The organism is Nocardia sp. NPDC127606 (assembly GCF_042671725.1).
Lineage (GTDB): Bacteria > Actinomycetota > Actinomycetes > Mycobacteriales > Mycobacteriaceae > Nocardia.
In genome coordinates this window covers 923964-941704 of the sequence record NZ_JBHXWQ010000001.1, presented here as the reverse complement: position 1 = coordinate 941704, position 17741 = coordinate 923964, and the positions used below count along the sequence as shown (strand labels likewise).

Here is a 17741-nt window from a genome sequence, read left to right as displayed (position 1 = left end):
GAGCCGTGGAAGCCTCTCGAATGGAAGCCGGACACCATCCTCAGAAAGGAAGCGATAAAAGACCTCGCAGACCGCATTCTGCGCCGAAAAGGAGATGCGGGATCTCAGGCAACCGTCGAGTCCAATGAGTGACCAGGGTACCGAGTGGGCAAAGTTCGTTCAGAGTCAACTCGAGCACGAGTACGCCCGTCGAAACGCGGCGGACACCCGCGCAGCCGCCACCGTTACGGGTTCAACTGGGCTGGTCACAGTAGTTTTGGCAGTGATCGCCATATTGAGGGGGAAGGATTTCGTCCTGCCCTGCGTGGCCGCAGTCGCACTCGTTATCGCACTGAGCGCACTTCTGTTGGCGGCTTGTTTCGGCGTTTGCGCCGGCTGGGCTCGGGGAATCGAGGTGCAGGGGATCACAAATTTGAGACGTCTATCCGAGGACGCCAACTGGGCCCGTAACGAGGAAGACAGCCGGCGAAACGCAATGTTTTGGAATATCGATACCATCGATTCATTGCGGAGCGACACGGGGACGAAGTTTCTCTTCCTACGCCTCGGCGCCCTAGCGCAACTAGTTGCGGTAGTAGCTCTCGCGGCTTGCGCATTTTCCGCCATTTGACCAAATAGCTTACAACCCGTACAGAACCTAGAAGCAGCGGCACCAGGCCGAAGCCCTCGGCCGATTCCTGCGATGGTACGACATTGACCATTCCCGCCGCAGATCCCCGGCTCCGCAGAGCTCGCCGCTTGACCAACGTTCCCGGTCGAGCTGCTCGATGCCGTCATCCGCAGCGGCGGCACACCGATCTCCATGATCCGACGGCGGTCGGGACCTCGCCGCCCCCTGAGGTCGCGCACGCCCATCCCGGCCACGCCCGCCTCATCCTTACAGGCCGGTCCCCCACTCGAATCCCTCGACCCGCCAGACTCTTTCGTTTTACTAGCGAAATTCAGCCCGCCCTGACCAGCACCTGTTCAAGCCAAGCCCCACCCGCACCGCCGGATTGATAGAAGAAAACAATACCTTTTCAGTAATTCTGCGAAAACACGACAAACGTGACAAATCGCCAATACCGTCCACACCATTCGGCGGCCTGGGTTGGCCGTCGCATCGATGTGGGAGCGGCATGCTGGAAGTTCGCAACCTGGAAGTGGTGTACGAGGACGTCATCCTGGTCTGTAAGGGAGTGAGCCTCGACGTGGCTCCCGCACAGATCGTGACCCTCCTCGGCGCCAACGGAGCAGGAAAGACCTCGACACTGCGGGCCATCACCGGCCTGCTCGATACCCATCGCGGCCGCATAGCCGCGGGCACGATCAGCGTCGACGGCACCTCGATCACCGACTTCGAACCTGCCAAAGTGGTTCGCTCGGGCATCGGACAAGTCATGGAGGGCCGAAGAATCTTCGTCGACTTCACGGTCGAGGAGAATCTGCTCGTCGGCGCGCACACCCGCAAACGGTCGGCGATCGCACCCGATCTCGAACGCGTCTACGCCATGTTCCCGATCTTGAAGGATCGCCGCACCGGTCGTGCGGGGTTCCTCTCCGGTGGCGAGCAGCAGATGCTGGCGATCGGGCGGGCGCTGATGGCCCACCCGCGCCATCTGCTGCTCGACGAACCGAGCTTGGGGCTGGCGCCGCTGGTGGTGGCGCGGATCCGCGACCTCATCGTCGAGATCGCGGCGGCGGGCACGGGGGTGCTGCTGGTCGAGCAGAACGCCGCGATGGCGCTCTCGATCGCCGATCACGGGTACGTGATGGAGAACGGCAAGATCGTGATGGACGGGCCCGCAGCGCAATTGCGCGAGAACTCCGACATCCAGGAGTTCTACCTGGGACTGGGTTCGGAGTCGGGCAGCTACCGAGACCTCAAGCGCTACAAGCGCAGGAAGCGCTGGATCGCATGAGCATCCTGACTGTCGAGAACCTGAGCCTGCGCTTCGGTGGCACCCACGCCCTGACCGGCGTCGGTTTCGAGGTCACCGAGGGTGAACTCTTCGCGGTGATCGGCCCCAACGGCGCGGGCAAGACCTCCATCTTCAACTGCCTTTCCGGGGTGTACCGCCCGCAGGAAGGCTCGATCACGCTGGCGGGCACACCGCTGCTCGGTCTGCGGCCCGATGCGATCGCCCGCCGCGGGGTAGCCCGGATGTTCCAGAACATCGAGCTGTTCGACAACCTCACGGTGCTCGACAACATCAAACTCGGGCGCCATATCCACTTGCGCTACAGCACTTTCGAGGCCGCCCTGTTCCTGGGCCGGGCCCGCCGCGCCGAGCTGGCGGCCCGGCGCTTCGCCGAGGGACTGATCGAGTTCCTGGAACTCGAGTCGGTGCGCCACCACCCGGTCGGCATGCTGCCCTACGGCATCAAGAAGCGGGTGGAGCTGGCGCGCGCGCTGGCGATGGAACCGTCGCTGCTGCTGCTCGACGAGCCGGTGGCCGGCATGAACGTCGAAGAGACCGAGGACATGGCCCGGTTCCTCTGCGACATCCGCTCCGAGATGGGGATCTCGATGATCATGGTCGAACACGACATGCGGCTGGTGATGGACCTCGCCGACCGAATCATGGTGCTGGACTTCGGCAAACGCATCGCCCTCGGCACGCCCGAGCAGGTACGCCGCGATCCGGCGGTGATCGCCGCCTACCTCGGCGGCGCCGACACCGACAGCGCCGCCGAGGCCGAAGCCCTGCTGGAGAGCCGATGAGTACCCCACGCCGCCTGCCCCAGCTGATCGCGGCCCGCGCCGCCGCCACCCCCACCACGGTGGCCCTGCGGGAGAAACAACTCGGTGTCTGGCGTCAGATCACCTGGGCCGAGTACGACACCCGGCGCCGGGTCGTCGCGCACGCGCTGGCCGCGCTCGGCGTCGGCGTGGGCGACCGCGTCGGCGTGCTGTCGGAAAACCGGTGCGAATGGCTCTACGCCGATCTCGGCGCGCTGTCGCTGCGGGCGGCGAGCGTGGGTTTCTATCCCACCAGCCCGGCGGCCGAGGTCGAGCATCTGCTCACCGATTCCGGGGTGAAGGTGCTCGTCGTCGAGAATCAGGAACAGCTGGACAAGGCCGTCGCGGTCTGGGATCGCTGCCCGGCCCTCGAGGCGATCGTCTACCTCGACGGTCGCGGCCTCGCCGACTACACCGACGAGCGGCTGCTCTCGTGGGAGCAGCTCTACGAGCGCGGCACCGCGCATCTGGCGGGCAATCCGGATCTTCTCGACGAGATCGCCTCGGGCACAAGCGATGACGACCTCGCCACGCTGGTCTACACCTCCGGCACCACCGGCCCGCCCAAGGGCGCGATGCTGACCGTCGCCAACATCGACTTCTTCCTCGCGCAGTCGGGCGAGGGCATCGGGTTGTTCACCACGATTCCCAGCGAGCGCGATGTGACGCTGTCGTACCTGCCGCTGTGCCACGTCGCCGAACGGGCGTTCACCGTCTGGTACAACGCCGGGCACGGTGTGGTCGTGCACTTCGCCGAATCGTTCGACACCATCTCCGCCGACCTGGCCGAGGTGCAGCCGACAGTGTTCTTCGGCGTGCCGCGGGTGTGGGAGAAGATGCAGGCCACCGTCGAATCGAAGATGGCCTCGGCCTCGCCGATGAAGCGGCTGGCGTGGCGGATCTCGCGGCGCATCGGTGACCGCGTCGCCGCGCGGCGGCTCGACCACGGCGGCTCCCACACACTCAGCTCCCGGTTGTGGCATTCGATCGCCTGGGTTCTGGTGTTCCGTGCGCTACGCGAGCGGCTCGGCCTGCGCCGGGTGCGGACCGCGCTGTCGGCGGCGGCGCCGATCTCGCCGCAGGTGCTGCGGTTCTTCCTGGCGATGGGCGTACAGGTCACCGAGGCCTACGGCATGACGGAGAACACCGCGCTGGCCTCCGCCACCCGCCCCGGCAGGCAGCGGCTGGGCACCGTCGGTGAGGTCCTCGACGGCATCGGCCTGCGCCTGGACCCGCAGACCCAGGAGATCCAGACCCGCCACGCCGGCAACTTCGCCGGCTACTGGGGCAATCCGGCCGCCACCGCCGAGGCCTTCACCGAGGACGGCTGGTTGCGCACCGGCGATCTCGGCGAGTGGGTCGGCGACTCGCACCTGCGGCTGATCGGGCGCAGCAAGGACATCATGATCACCGCGGGCGGCAAGAACATCTCGCCCGCCGAGATCGAGAACGAGCTCAAGACATCGCCCTTCGTCAACGAAGCCGTGGTGATCGGTGACGCCCGCCCGCATCTCACGGCGCTCATCGCGATCGACTACGCCGTGGTCGCCGACTGGGCCTCGCGCCACAACCTCCAATACACCACCTACCACGACCTCTCCGGCAAGCCCGAGGTGGCCGAACTGATCCGCGCGGCCGTCCTGGCCTGCAACGACAAGTTCGCCCGCGCCGAGCACATCCGCAAATTCCGGATGCTGCGCAAGGAACTCGACCATGAGGACGGCGAGCTGACCGCGACTCGAAAGGTCAAGCGGGCGGTGATGATCACCGCCTACGACTCCCTCATCGGCGACATGTATGCCAACACCACCGACCACGCGGGCGGCGACCTGCTGTCGGTGCACACAGAGAAAGCGGACGCATGAGCCAGCCATCCTCGCGCACCCGGCGCGCGCACCGAGCCGGGGCGGTGCACCGGTGATCGAGTTCGTCGAATCCCTGGTCCGCGGAACGGGTCTGGGCGCAATGTATTCGCTCATCGCGGTCGGCTTCGTCATCATCTTCCGGGCCACCGGCGTGATGAACTTCGCCCAGCCGGTGTTCATGATCCTGGGCACCTTCATCAGCTACACCCTCGCCGGCGCCGCCGGGCTGCCGTTCGCGGTGGCCGCTCTCGGCGCGGTCGTCTCGGTGGCCGCGATCGCGGCGGCGACCGAGCGGATCGCCATGCGGCCCATGGTCGGGCGGCCGCCGTTCTCGGCGACGCTGGTGACCGTCGGGCTGTTCGCCGCCGGACTCGTCGTAGCCAACAAGCTCTTCGGGCCCGATGTCATCACCTCCGGTGACCCGTGGGGCCTTGGCAGCTTCTGCCTCGGCGGCACCCGCGCCGAGACCGGCACCGTGGCCGGGCTGGCCGCGCCGTGCGTCGGTGGCGTCACTGTCGGCTACGTCGACATCTTCAAAGTGGTGGCGGCCGTGGTGATCGTCGGTGCGCTGCTGCTGTGGCTGGACCGCTCGCGCTACGGGCTGGCGATGCGGGCCACCGCCGCCGACCAGGAGACCGCGATGGCCCAGGGCATCAGCGCCGGCACGATCTTCTCCCTGTCGTGGGCACTGGCGGGCGCGCTGGCCGCCTGCGGTGGGATCCTGCTCGGCACCGCGCCCGGTGGCGTCGCGGCCGCGGCGGCACTGGTGGCGTTGAAAGCCTTGCCCGCCACCATCATCGGCGGACTCGACTCGGTCAAGGGCGCGGTGGTCGGTGGGCTGATCGTCGGCTGGGCCGAAGCGCTCACCAAGACCTACCAGCCCGATCTGGCGCCGTGGCTGGGCGCCAACTTCGACGTCGTCATGCCATACGTACTGATGTTCGCCGTCCTGCTCGTGTCCCCGCACGGGCTCTACGGCACCAAGGAGGTGCAGCGAGTATGATCACTACCCGCGAAGATTCGCCCCGCAAGGTCCTCGCGCCCCGCACGGTGCTGCGCGGCAGGCCCCGGCTCTACACCACCTACGCCGCCGACCAAGCCATCTGGAACACCCCCGCCAAGGCATGGTGGACCGGCGGCCTGCTGGTGCTGGCGGTGCTGGCACCGTTCCTGGTCACCAGCGACGTCACCAATCTCCTCGCGCTGGTGGCGGTGTACGCCATCGGCGGGATCGGGCTCAACCTGCTCACCGGGTTCGCCGGGCAGGTGTCGCTGGGGCACGCGTTCTTCGTCGGCGCCGGCGCCTACACCGCGGCGGTGTTCGGCGGCACGCAGACCCGCACCGTCATCGGCTTCGGCTGGGACATGGCGCTGTGGCTGCCGATGGCCGCGCTGGTGCCCGCGTTGCTGGGACTTGTCGTGGCGCCCTTGGCATCTCGGGTGCGCGGCCTCTACCTGGCCACCCTCACGCTCGGCCTGGTGATGCTCGGTGAACACGTCTACCAGGAGTGGACCAGCGTCACCGGCGGCGCGGGCATCGGGCGGCGCCCGGCCGAACCGACCCTGTTCGGCGTGGACCTGACCAAGAAGTACAAGGTGGCCGGCGTGATCGTCGACGAGACCATCACCCTCTACCTGGTGTGCCTGGCGATGCTGGTCCTGGCGGCCCTGGCCGCGCGCAACCTCGCCCGCTCCAAGGTGGGCCGGTCCTTCGCCGCGGTGCGCGACCGCGACATCGCCGCCGAGGTGATGGGGGTGCCGTTGCAGCGCACCAAGACCCTGGCCTTCGTCATCTCCTCGGCCTACGCGGGCGTGTGCGGCGCGCTGCTGTCGGTGGTGGTCGGCCAGATCAGCGCCGAACGCTGGAACCTGCTGCTGTCCATCGACTTCCTGGCCATCGTGCTCATCGGTGGCATCGCCACGCTGTCCGGCACGATCATGGGCGCCGCGTTCGTTGTGCTGCTGCCACGCATCCTCGAAGAGCTCACGCGGGCCTTCCCGTTTCTGGTCGATGCCGAGGGCGAGATCCTCGGCGTCACCCTCGAGCAGTTGCAGCTGATCCTGTTCGGCGTGCTCATCGCCGCCGTCATCGTGCTCGAGCCGCGCGGCATGTTCGGGCTGTGGCTGCGCGCGCGCAACTACTTCAAGGCTTGGCCCTTCAGTTACTGAGCCTTTCCACTGCACGTCCGCCGACCTCTCGACCCTGGATTCACCCGCTCAAAAGGAGATTCACATCATGAGTGCCGCACTGCGCCGCCCTCGGGGCGCCTACCGTCGGTTGGTCCGCGTGGCCGCCCTACCCGTCTTGGCAGCACTGCTGCTTTCGGTGGGCTGTTCGAGCGTCGAGGAGGAGACCGGCGCCGGTTCCACCGGCCCCGGTGTGACCAAGGAGCCCTGCCCCAACGCCATCGACAAGGCCAAGGGCTGCATCTACCTCGGCGCGCTCAGCGACCTCGAGGGTGGGCCCTTCGCGGTGATCGGTCAGGCCGTCAACGCGGGCCAGACCGATTTCTGGAAGAAGGTCAACGAGTCCGGCGGTATCGGCGGCAAGTACGAGGTCGACCTGGCCACCAACACCAAGAACACCTCCTACGACGCGCAGAAGCATGCCGCCGGGTACAAGGAGATCGAGCCGAAGATCCTCGCGCTCGCGCTGAGCCTGGGCACCGTGCAGACCCAGGCCATCCTCGACGACATGGATTCCGACAACGTCGTCGCGGCCGCGGGCACCTTCTGGTCGGGCTGGCAGTTCCCCGAGACCGACAAGGGCCTGGTGCTCGAGTCCGGCTACTCCTACTGCACCGAAGCCGTGATCGGCCTGGACTGGCTCGCGGCCAATAAGTCCAAGCCCACCAAGCTCGCCTCCGTCGGCTTCCCTGGCGACTACGGCGGGGACTACGCCGAGGGCGTCAAGCGCTGGGCCGACGCCAACGGCGCCCAGGTGGTCGCCACCATCAAGACCGCCCCCAACCAGGTCGCCGGTAACCAGGACGGCCCGGTGCAGCAGATCGTCTCCGCCGCACCCGATGTCGTGACGCTGGCCACCGGCCCGGCCGAGACCGCCGAGATCATCGGAAAGGCCGTCGCGGCCGGCTACAAGGGCCGCTTCATCGGCGCGGGCCCCACCTGGAACGGCGCGCTGCTCAAGACTCCGGCGGCGCCCGCGCTGAAGGCTCTCTACAACAGCACCAGCCCGTTCGACGGCTGGGACGGCAGCAGCGCGGGCATCGCCGAGGCCAAGGCTGCCACCGCGGGCAAGGTCCCCTCGAATTGGGCCTACATCGCGGGCTGGACGATCTCCAAGCCGATCAAGCAGCTTCTCGACAAAGCCGCCGAGCAGGACAAGCTCAACCGCGTCGACATCCGCAAGCTCGCCAACTCCCTCGAGGTGAACTTCGACGGCCTGGCCCCCAACCAGATCTACGGCAAGGCGCCGGTCGCCAAGTCGTTCACCGGCAGCATCGCCGTGCCCGACGATGCCGCCCCGATGGGTACCAAGACCGTGGAGGCCAACTACAAGGCGCCGACGCTGGAGAAGATCAAGTACGACTCTCCCTGTGTAATGCCCTGATACGCAACAGCTCTCGGCCCCCGCATCGAACTTCGGTGCGGGGGCCGAGTCGTCTCCGGGCCCGCTTGATCGAGGAGATCGCTCGATGTCATGGCGGGCCGGCAGCCCCTATGATCAGCGCCCCTGTGCAACCAAGATGCCCTCCAGGTTCGGACGGGTGGCGATCAGGAGCGTTGCGGTACAGCGTGTCCGTCGGCACCAGCACTGCCCCAGACAGAGAATCCGCACATCCGGCTGACAGGATTCGGATCTGGAACTTCTGGCCCTTCCATCGACAGATCATGCATCAAATCGGCGACGAGCGACGCGACACCTTGCTACAGTCCCAGACAGCTGACTACGGGTGCGTAGATATGAGGTATACATCCGTGTAGATCAGGGGTCAGATTCGGTCGAGCAGCTCGGCGACCGGCATTGAACACGGGGTGATTGCCATGACGTCGATAGACAACAAGATAACTGCACCAACCGATTTCGAACTCGTAGTCAGCTTCTGCCTCGACTGGTGGCGCGATCATCCGCGACAGTCGGTCGAGACCGCCGGCCGACAGGTCACCATGGCGTGGCAGGCCATGGCCGAGTTGGTGCGTTCCTTGATCCACCGCCGCTTTCCACTGACGGAGTTCCTTCGCCAGGCCTCATTCATGGCGGGTGTCTCAGTCACGCCCACACTGCTTGTCGCCATCCCGATCGCCGCCATCGTCTCGATCCAGATCGGGTCACTGGTCAGCCAGGTCGGCGCAACCACCTTCATCGGCGCGGTCAACGGCCTCGGCATCATCCGCCAGGGCGCACCATTGGTCACCTGCCTGATGATCGCCGGCGCGGTCGGCTCGTCGATCTGCGCCGATCTGGGATCGCGGACCATCCGCGAGGAGATCGACGCGATGCGGGTGATGGGAGTGGATCCGGTGCGCAGGCTGGTCGCTCCGCGGCTGCTCGCCGCGGTGCTGGTGAGCATTCTGCTGTGCGGGTTCGTGGTGTTCGTCGGGTTCGCCACCGGCTACATGTTCAACATCTTCGTCCAGGACGGCACACCGGGCTCGTACATCAGCACCTTCGCCTCGTTCGCGGTCGCGAGCGATCTGGTAGTCGCGCTGGTGAAGGCCGCCGTATTCGGCGCGCTCACCGCGATCATCGCGTGCGACTGCGGCCTGAACACCAAGGGCGGCCCGGGCGGCGTCGCCAACTCGGTGAACTCCGCGGTGGTCAGCTCGGCGATCGTGCTGTTCGCGGCCAATATCGCGCTGACCCAGATCTACAACACTCTGTTCCCGTCCAAGGTGGTCTGAGATGTCGAACTATCTGCCGCCAGTGCTGCGCCCGCTTCGCGCCGTCAAGGCCGCGACCGACCCGCTCACCGAGGCGAACGCGAGACTGGGACATCAGGGCGTCGTCTTCATCGAAGCGTTGCTGGCGATCCCGTTCGTTCTGCGGCACTACCGCAAAGAGCTGGCCCGGCTGATCGTCGATGTCACCTGGGGCAACGGCGCGCTGATCGTCGGCGGTGGCACCGTCGGCGTCGTGCTGATCCTGTGCGGATTCGGCGGCATCACCGTCGGCATGGAATCGCACACCGCGCTGGATCTGCTCACGATGAGCCCGCTCACCGGCGCGATCTCCGGCTTCGCCACCACCCGCGAGCTGGCGCCACTGCTCACCACGATCGCCTTCGCGGCGCAGGCCGGATGCCGGTTCACCGCGCAGATCGGATCGATGCGGATCGCCGAAGAGATCGACGCACTCGAGTCGATGGCGATCCGGCCACTCCCCTATCTGATCACCACCCGCATGCTCGCCGCGGCCGTCGCGATCCTGCCGCTCTACAGCATCGGCATGGCCAGCGCGTACCTGTCCACCAAGGTCACCGCACTCTTCCTGAGCGGCAACGGAATCGGTACCTACGACCACTATTTCCACCAGTTTCTCGACCCGGGCGACATCGTCTATTCGGTGCTCAAAGCGGTCGCGTTCGTGCTCGTCGCCACCTTCATCCAGTGTCATTTCGGCTATATCGCCGCGGGCGGGCCGGAGGGTGTCGGGGTCGCCGCCGGTCAGGCTATCAAGATGACGATCATTGTCGTCGTCTTTCTCAATCTGCTTCTCACACTTGCGATCTGGGGCGTCGACTCCGGCATCCGGATATCGGGATAGGAGGACCGGCATGTATCCGGACCCCAGTGGGCGCGGCTGGTCGCGCGGACGACTCAATCTGGCCGGAGTGGCCATGACGATGAGCCTGTCAGGTGTCGTCGCCTTGCTCGGGCTGCGTTATGCGGGCCATTTCGACGACACCGTGCCGGTGACCGCGCTCATGACGAGCACCGGCGACGGGCTTCCCGCCCGCGCCGATGTGCGCTTTCGCGGACTGCTGGTCGGTGCGGTCTCGGCGGTGGAAATCGCCGAGCAGGGCTTGCGCCAGCGCGTGGAGCTCGAGCTGAAACCCGATGCCGCGGCCGCGATTCCGGCGTCGGTGACCGCGCGCGTCGTCCCGGCCAACATCTTCGGTGTCACCGGGATCGAGCTCGTGGACAACGGTTCGGCCGCGACATCATTGCGACCGAACGCGGTGATCGAACAGGATCACAGCCGCGCCACGGTTGCCTTGCAGACCACGCTGACCACCCTGCGCGATGTCCTCGACCGCATCCAGCCCGCCAAACTCGCTCGTGTGCTGGCCACCCTCGCCGAGGCGCTCGACGGCGACGCCCGGCTCCCCGGTTCCACGATCGAACGCCTGGACCAGTGGATCACCGAGGTCCGCGCCCTACCCGGGGTCGGCGACCTGCTCGGTGATCTCGGCGCGGCCACCGCGGCGGTCAATCAATCGGCGCCCGAACTGGCCGACGCCCTGGGCAGATCAGTGCAGACGGCGCGCACTATCACCGAGCGCCGGGCCCAGGTGATCGAACTGCTGACTTCGGCGGGAACCGCCACCGATGCGACCCAGGCCCTCTTCGCCCGGAACCCGGATGCGGGAAAGGAGCTGGTGGTCGGACTGGACGAGACATTCGGTGCGCTCGCGGCAGATCCCTCCGCACTGAGCGACACCGTCATCGGGCTCGGCGAATCGCTGAGTCGCCTTGCCACCGTTTTCAATTGGGGGTCCAGCAAACAGATGCAATGGGATGTCACTGTCTCGTTCACTCCGTTCCGCCAGTACACCGCAGCCGACTGCCCGCACTACGGCGGCCAGGCCGGTCCACGCTGCGGCACCGCCAGTGTGCCGGATTCGCCCGCACCACAGTCATATCCGGCGCAGCTGATACCCGGCTGGCTGTCCGCCGCGGGCCCGAGCCCCGTACCCACCCTGCCCGGCCTGCCCGCCCTGCCCGGTATTCCGTCGTTGCCGAACATTCCGGGGCTGTCCCTACCCGGCCTGGTCGTTCCCGGTATCACCATCCCCGCGAATTCCACTCCGCAACAGACTGTTCCCCACGTACGACCGATCGCGCTGACCGGCCCGGACGCGGTGGCGGCCTTCCTCGGCACCCGCCCGAACACCACCCAACTGCTGCTGCTCGGCGCCGCGCTCACCGGCGCAACCGTGACCGCAGAGCCCACTCACACCGGGGGGCACTGAGATGCGCTCGCGCACTGTCTATTTCGGCCTGTCAGTCTTCGTCGTGCTCGCCCTGATCGCGACATACACGATCTGGTCGACCCTGCAACGCTCGGTCCCCGGTGACACTCACCGCTACAGTGCGACCTTCACCGATGTACTCGGCCTGCGCACGGGCGATGACGTGCGGATCGCCGGGGTGCGCGTGGGCCGGGTCGACGCGATCGAACTGGTCGACCGACGGCACGCCGAAGTGACTCTGTCTGTGCAGTCCCGTCAGCACCTGAGCACCACCACGAAAGCACTGATCCGGTATCAGAATCTGATCGGCCAGCGCTACGTCGCACTAGCGCTGGGTGACTCGGTGGGTGAACCCCTGCCCGCCGGCGGCTCGATTCCCCTCGAGCGCACCGAATCATCGTTCGATGTCTCGACGATGCTGTCGGGGTTCGAGCCGCTGTTCAGCCTGCTCCAACCCGACGAGGTGAATTCGCTGTCGGAGACCCTGGTACAGGCGCTCCAGGGCGACGGTGTGTCACTGTCGGCCTTGATCACCCAGGCCGCCGCACTGGCCACGACCTTCTCCGAACGCGACGAGATCCTCGGCGCGGTGATCAGCAACCTCAGCGACGTCATCGCGAGCTTGGCTCATCGCAGCGGTGAGCTGGAGACCCTGATCACCCAGTCCCGCGCCCTGGTGAGCGGCCTGTACGAACAGGGCGCGGTGCTGCAGGGCGCCGTCACCGGGATCGCCGAGTCCACAACGAAACTCACCGACCTGATCGCCGAGGTCGCGCCGGGAATGGCGCAGGCACAACAGCAGGCCGGTCAAGGAGTCGAACTGTTGCTCGCGAATGGGGAGCGCCTGGACCGGTCAGCAATCGAACTGCCCCTGATACTTTCCGGGCTGGCCCGGATCAGCGGCAACGGCACCTACGTCAACACCTATATCTGCAGCCTGGACATCTCGTTGTGGGGCGTGATCTTCCCCCGCGACGTCTTCTCACAGGTCGGCGGCAACGTGCACTCGGAGGTCTGCCGATGATCAGGTTCCTGTTCTCCCTCGTCCGCACGACTCTGAGCGATGCGTTCCGCAACCGGAACTTCGCCCTCGGCATCGCGGCAGGTGTCACTGTGCTGGTGCTGGTCCTCGGGTCGGGGGTGCTTTCCCGAGTACATCTCGGCGAGGACACCCTCCACGCGGAGTTCACCCAGTCGGCAGGACTGCGAACCGGCAACAGTGTGGACGTGGCCGGGATCGAAGTCGGCACAGTCACCTCGGTGCGGCTCGAACGGGACCGCGTCCTGGTCACGATGAGTGTGCGACCCGACCTCAACGTGGGTCACGACGCGAAAGCGGCGATCAAGATGTCGACCATCCTCGGCAAGATGCACGTAGAACTCGATCCCGGGACCGATGGCGAGCCGCCCGGTGGCCGAATACCGCTGACGGCCACCACTGTTCCCTACAACCTCGCCAAGGTCGTCAACGATCCGAAGTACCGCAATTCCTTCGAGCACCTCGAACGGCTCGATCCGAACGCGCTGCGCGCGAGCCTGGACGCGGTCAGCACTCAGCTCGGCGATTCGCCGCAGCTCACCGCCCAAGCGCTCGACAGTGTCGGCGCATTGGCCGGAGTGATCGCGTCCCGGCGTGAGGAGGTGGACCGGCTGCTCGCCGGCATGGATCAGGTGTCGGGATTGATCTCCGACAACCAGAACAGCGTGCTGGTTCTGCTGACCAGGGGCGAAGCGATCGGCGACGCCGTCGTCAAGCGCCGCGACTTGATCAGGGAACTGCTCGACAATATCGCGGCCGCCTCGAAGATCCTGCAGGACATGGGCATCGACGACGGGGGCAGGCTGGGCCCACTCATCCAGAGCCTGAACACGATGTCGCAGGGTCTCGAGAAGAACCGCGAACACCTCGACGCGCTGTATCAGGTGATGCCGGTGGCCGTGCGCCAATTCAACAACTCCTTCGCGCAGGGGCCCTACGGCGACATCTATATGCCGTGGCTGTTCCCGGACAACTGGCTGTGCCTGGCAAACGCGGTAGAAGGGTGCAAATGATGCGCAGATTGCTCCAGTGCCTCGCGTTGGTGATCATCACCGGCATCGGCGCGGGCTGCTCCTCGATCCCGGTGTCTCTGCGACCCGATGCCATTCACCTCTCCGCCGACTTCGAAGGCGCCGCGGGCCTGTTCGTCGGCAACGACGTCGCGGTCCTCGGAGTCCCGGTCGGCCGGATCGACGCCATCGAACCCAAGGGTGCATTCGTCGAGGTCAGGATGACCATCGAGCCGGGCATCGAGCTGCCGGCCGACGTGATGGCGGCACTGGTCTCCCCACAGCTCATCACCAACCGCCACGTCGAACTGACCCCCACCTACACCGGCGAGGGGCCGACCCTCACCGACGGCGCCCACATTCCGCTGGCCCGCACCAGAACCCCGGTCGAACTCGACCGCATTCTGCGCAATTTCGAACAACTCGGTGAAGCGTTGAAGGGCGACAACGCGAACGGCCCGATGGCCAGCCGGGTGCTGTTCCCGATGCTCGACGGCAACGGCGACCGAATTCGCGAGTCTCTCGCCGCGCTCTCCACCACGCTCGAGGTGTCGCTGGCCAATCGTGACCAGATCTCGCGCACCATCGTCGAACTCAACGACCTCACCACGATGATCGCCGGAAACGACCAGACCGTCCGAGATTTCAGCGGTCGACTGACCGAACTCGTCGCCCTGCTCGGCGAACAGGCTCCCGGCTTGGCCGCGGTACTCACCCAGGTGAACGACTTCATCGCCAACACCTCCACGGTGCTGGACGAGAACCGCGCACCACTCACCGACGCGGTGAACCGTCTGGTCACCATTACCGGCCAGATGCGCGACAACGCACGCGGCCTCACCGAGATCGTCGACGTGACACCGCTGCTGGGCGACAATTTTGCCCGCGCGGTCAACACCGACCAGCGGGTCCTACGACTGCATCTACTGACCGACAAATCGTTGCTGGACAACGAAACTCTGTCGTTGCTGTGTTCGAGGCTGGCATTGCGCGCCGACGGGTGTCGGACGGGAAAACTCATGGACTTCGGTCCGGACTTCGGTCTGACCGCCGCACTGCTGGGACTCACCGAATGAAACGGACCACCCAACTCACCGTCACCGCACTGACCGCACTCAGCATCAGTTCGTGCACGGTGACCGTCGACAATGTCCCGCTGCCCCGCCCCGGCGTCGACGGGCCGACCTACCGGTTGCGCGCGGTGTTCGACGACGCGCTCAACCTGCCCGAGCGAGCCCGAGTCAAGATCGGCGGCACCGATGTCGGGGTCGTCACCGGTATCGATACGACGAACTTCCTCGCCGATGTCGAGCTGGAGGTGAGCCGCGACGTCTCGCTACCCCGAGGCACCCGTACCGAACTGCGACAGCCGACCCCGTTGGGCGACATTCACGTTGCGATCATTCTGCCCGAGCACCGTCCCGGCACGCCACTACTCGCCGACGGCGATGTGATCGACCGCGAACACACCTCGGCGGGTGCCTCGGTGGAGGAGCTCATGACGGCCATGTCGATGTTGCTCGACGGCGGTGCGATGAACCAAGTCGCTCGCATCACCTCGGAATTGAACGCGATCGTCGGCGGACGAGGGCCGCAGCTGTCGCACCTGCTGACCGAACTCACCGCGGCCCTGAGTGCGTTGAATCAGCGCACAGGGCAGATAGATTCGGTCCTGCACGGGCTCGACGGACTCACCGCGACGCTGCGCTCCCGCAAGGCCGAACTCGGACAGGCCGCCGACACCTTCCCTGATCTGATCGCGGTGATCGCCGAGAACAATCGTTCCATCACCGATCTCACCACCAAGGTGTCCACGGTGACCGCAGCGCTCGGCGACTTCACATCGACCACCGGTCCCGAGTTTCTCAGCCTCTTCGACAGCGTGCAAGGCCTGATGACCGGATTCACTCGGATGGGCGACAACCTGGGCACCACCCTGGATCGGCTCAACACCTTGAGCCCGACGGTTCGGGCGACCATGGAGGGCTCGAGTCTCGCAGTCGCGGCGCGGATCTCGTATCTGGACATCGGCGCACTCACCGATGCGCAGGGCAGCAGATTGCCCGACGGCACGGATGCCACCGCGTTCATCGGCAGTCTGGCCCAAGTGCTGGCCAGGGTCCTCGGCCGACTGCAGGGAGGGCACCGATGATCGGGCGCGCCGCCACACTCGTCGTCCGGCTGGCACGCTGGGCGTACGGCCACCGCACCCTCGGGGCCATGCTCGGCATGGTCGGGATGCTGGTCATCGGAGCCGGCTACATCGCAGTCGACGTCGTCGGAGTACGACCACTGCGCACGACCTACACGGTGCAGGTCCAGCTGAACAGCTCCGGCGGATTGCTGCCGCACAGCAACGTCACCGTGCGCGGCGTGCGGGTAGGCATGGTCCGCGCCATCACGCTCAACAGCACGGGCCTCCTCGCCGACGTAGAGATCGACAGCTCGACGAGGATCCCCCTCGGCACGCCGATCGCGGTGGGGCGCCTGTCCGCCGCTGGCGAGCAGTATCTGGACTTTCGGCCGACCGGCAGCGAGGGCCCCTACCTCGCGGCAGGTGCGACCGTGCCCGCCGATCAGGTGAGCGCGCCGGTGACGATCAACTCGTTCTTGGACAACACCGGCGCACTGATCGCCGGGATGAACCCGGATCGGCTCACCGTGATCGTCGACGAACTCGACCGTGCCCTCGCCGGCGGCCCCGAGGTGCTGCGGAACGTGATCAGCGGTCTGAGCCAGGCGATGACCGGACTCACCGGGCTGCTCCCGCAGACCACAGAGCTGATTCGCAATCTGCGGGTCATCGCCGATACCACCTCGCACGCCCAACCCGACCTCACCACCCTCGTGCGCGGGTCGAGCGCGCTGTTCGATCAGATGAACGCTGCCGATCACGAGGTCCGTGAACTCCTCGACCTCGGACCGGGTCGGCTCGCCACCCTCGGTGGAGTACTCACCGAGACCAGCGATCCGCTCACGAACCTGGTGACCAATTTCGTCGCCATCACCCGCGCGGCCCGTCTGCGGACTCCGGCCATGTCAGCACTGTTTCCCGCGTTGCGCGCAGGAGTGGTCGCGCTCGGAATTCCCGCCCACGACAACGCCTTCCACACCATGGCCGACATCTGGCCACGGCCCACCTGCGAGTACGAGACCATCCCGGTTTCTCCCGCCCAGGTCTCCGACGGCCGTAACCGCCTCTACAACTACTGCGTCACCAGCCATCCGGACCTTCAGATCCGCGGATCAGCCAACGCACCACGCCCAGCGGGTCCAGACAACGGATCAGGTCCGCCACCCGGCGTCACCGGCGACGAGCTCTCAGTTCCGTTGCCCGCCAACTGACTCGAACCTACCCAGGAGATACCGATGAGCACCGAACTCGAACCATCGCACGCCGACTCCGACGACGCCAGGACCGAGACCGCCGAACCTGCGATCGCCGCGACACGACTCCCACTCCGCCGCATCACGATTCCAGCAGCCGTAGTGGTCACCATCATCGCCGTGGTCACAGCGAGTCTTCTCGCCGTGGACAACCACCGGATCCGGTCCCGCGAGCAGGCGCGCGACGCCGCGCACCAGGCCGCGTGCGCCTACGCCCCGACTCTGGCTCGCTACGACGCCAAGGATCTGGACACCTATTTCGCCGCGGTGCTGGCGGGTGCCACCGGCGAATGGAAGACCGAGTTCGACGCCACCAGCAGGGATCTGCGCGATGTACTCACACAGGGTCAGGTGGTCTCCACCGTCGGCAATGTCAGTTGCGCCATCGAGTCAGCCGACGAGACCTCCGCACGGGCGGTGGCCGTCATCAATCAGACCATTACCAGCCTCGGCACCAAGGGCGCCCCGGCGCCCGGACAACTCTCGGTGAGCATGACGCTGCGCAAGGACGCCGACCGCTGGCTGGTCAGCGAGGTCAGCACCCCGTCACTTTCCCACTGATCG

15 protein-coding genes are annotated in these 17741 nt (G+C 66.3%); all 15 read left to right on the top strand.

Translation table 11 applies throughout. From position 1 onward, the window contains the following. The first annotated feature begins 1118 nt into the window (after window positions 1-1118). Window positions 1119-1901, top strand: a complete 783-nt coding sequence (locus ACFVJ5_RS04480; RefSeq protein ID WP_379218473.1) for an ABC transporter ATP-binding protein — start codon at window positions 1119-1121, stop codon at window positions 1899-1901. Continuing rightward, complete coding sequence (locus ACFVJ5_RS04475) at window positions 1898-2704, top strand: ABC transporter ATP-binding protein (RefSeq protein WP_378931196.1); 807 nt, start codon at window positions 1898-1900, stop codon at window positions 2702-2704. Before ACFVJ5_RS04480 ends, ACFVJ5_RS04475 begins: the two co-directional genes overlap by 4 nt. Next, window positions 2701-4587 carry an AMP-dependent synthetase/ligase gene (locus ACFVJ5_RS04470; protein WP_379218472.1) on the top strand — a complete coding sequence of 629 codons (1887 nt, stop codon included), beginning with the start codon at window positions 2701-2703 and terminating at the stop codon, window positions 4585-4587. The genes ACFVJ5_RS04475 and ACFVJ5_RS04470 overlap by 4 nt, the downstream gene beginning before the upstream one ends. Window positions 4588-4639: 52 nt before the next feature. Further along, window positions 4640-5590, top strand: a complete 951-nt coding sequence (locus ACFVJ5_RS04465) for a branched-chain amino acid ABC transporter permease (RefSeq protein WP_379218471.1) — start codon at window positions 4640-4642, stop codon at window positions 5588-5590. After that, window positions 5587-6756, top strand: a complete 1170-nt coding sequence (locus ACFVJ5_RS04460) for a branched-chain amino acid ABC transporter permease (protein ID WP_379218470.1) — start codon at window positions 5587-5589, stop codon at window positions 6754-6756. Before ACFVJ5_RS04465 ends, ACFVJ5_RS04460 begins: the two co-directional genes overlap by 4 nt. 67 nt (window positions 6757-6823) lie before the next feature. Further along, window positions 6824-8158 (top strand): ABC transporter substrate-binding protein, encoded by a 1335-nt coding sequence (locus ACFVJ5_RS04455; RefSeq protein ID WP_379218469.1) that lies wholly within the window; start codon window positions 6824-6826, stop codon window positions 8156-8158. A gap of 434 nt (window positions 8159-8592) precedes the next feature. Continuing rightward, window positions 8593-9450 (top strand): MlaE family ABC transporter permease, encoded by an 858-nt coding sequence (locus tag ACFVJ5_RS04450; protein WP_379218468.1) that lies wholly within the window; start codon window positions 8593-8595, stop codon window positions 9448-9450. 1 nt (window position 9451) lies between these two features. After that, window positions 9452-10312, top strand: coding sequence for an MlaE family ABC transporter permease (locus ACFVJ5_RS04445; RefSeq protein WP_379218467.1), 861 nt, complete (start codon window positions 9452-9454; stop codon window positions 10310-10312). Between the two features lie 10 nt (window positions 10313-10322). After that, a complete protein-coding gene (locus ACFVJ5_RS04440; RefSeq protein ID WP_379218466.1) occupies window positions 10323-11741 on the top strand; it encodes an MlaD family protein in 1419 nt (472 codons plus the stop codon). 1 nt (window position 11742) lies between these two features. Next, complete coding sequence (locus ACFVJ5_RS04435) at window positions 11743-12765, top strand: MlaD family protein (RefSeq protein WP_379218465.1); 1023 nt, start codon at window positions 11743-11745, stop codon at window positions 12763-12765. Next, the gene (locus ACFVJ5_RS04430) at window positions 12762-13793 is read left to right on the top strand and encodes an MlaD family protein (protein ID WP_379218464.1); all 1032 of its coding nucleotides are present in this window, start codon (window positions 12762-12764) and stop codon (window positions 13791-13793) included. Before ACFVJ5_RS04435 ends, ACFVJ5_RS04430 begins: the two co-directional genes overlap by 4 nt. Then, window positions 13793-14866 (top strand): MCE family protein, encoded by a 1074-nt coding sequence (locus ACFVJ5_RS04425; RefSeq protein WP_379218463.1) that lies wholly within the window; start codon window positions 13793-13795, stop codon window positions 14864-14866. Before ACFVJ5_RS04430 ends, ACFVJ5_RS04425 begins: the two co-directional genes overlap by 1 nt. Beyond that, window positions 14863-15942: an MCE family protein gene (locus ACFVJ5_RS04420; RefSeq protein ID WP_379218462.1), complete on the top strand. Its 1080-nt coding sequence runs from the start codon at window positions 14863-14865 to the stop codon at window positions 15940-15942. Before ACFVJ5_RS04425 ends, ACFVJ5_RS04420 begins: the two co-directional genes overlap by 4 nt. Next, window positions 15939-17135, top strand: coding sequence for an MCE family protein (locus tag ACFVJ5_RS04415; RefSeq protein ID WP_379218461.1), 1197 nt, complete (start codon window positions 15939-15941; stop codon window positions 17133-17135). Before ACFVJ5_RS04420 ends, ACFVJ5_RS04415 begins: the two co-directional genes overlap by 4 nt. 24 nt (window positions 17136-17159) lie before the next feature. Continuing rightward, on the top strand, window positions 17160-17738 hold the full coding sequence (locus tag ACFVJ5_RS04410; protein WP_379218460.1) for a hypothetical protein: 579 nt from the start codon (window positions 17160-17162) through the stop codon (window positions 17736-17738). Window positions 17739-17741 lie beyond the last annotated feature (3 nt).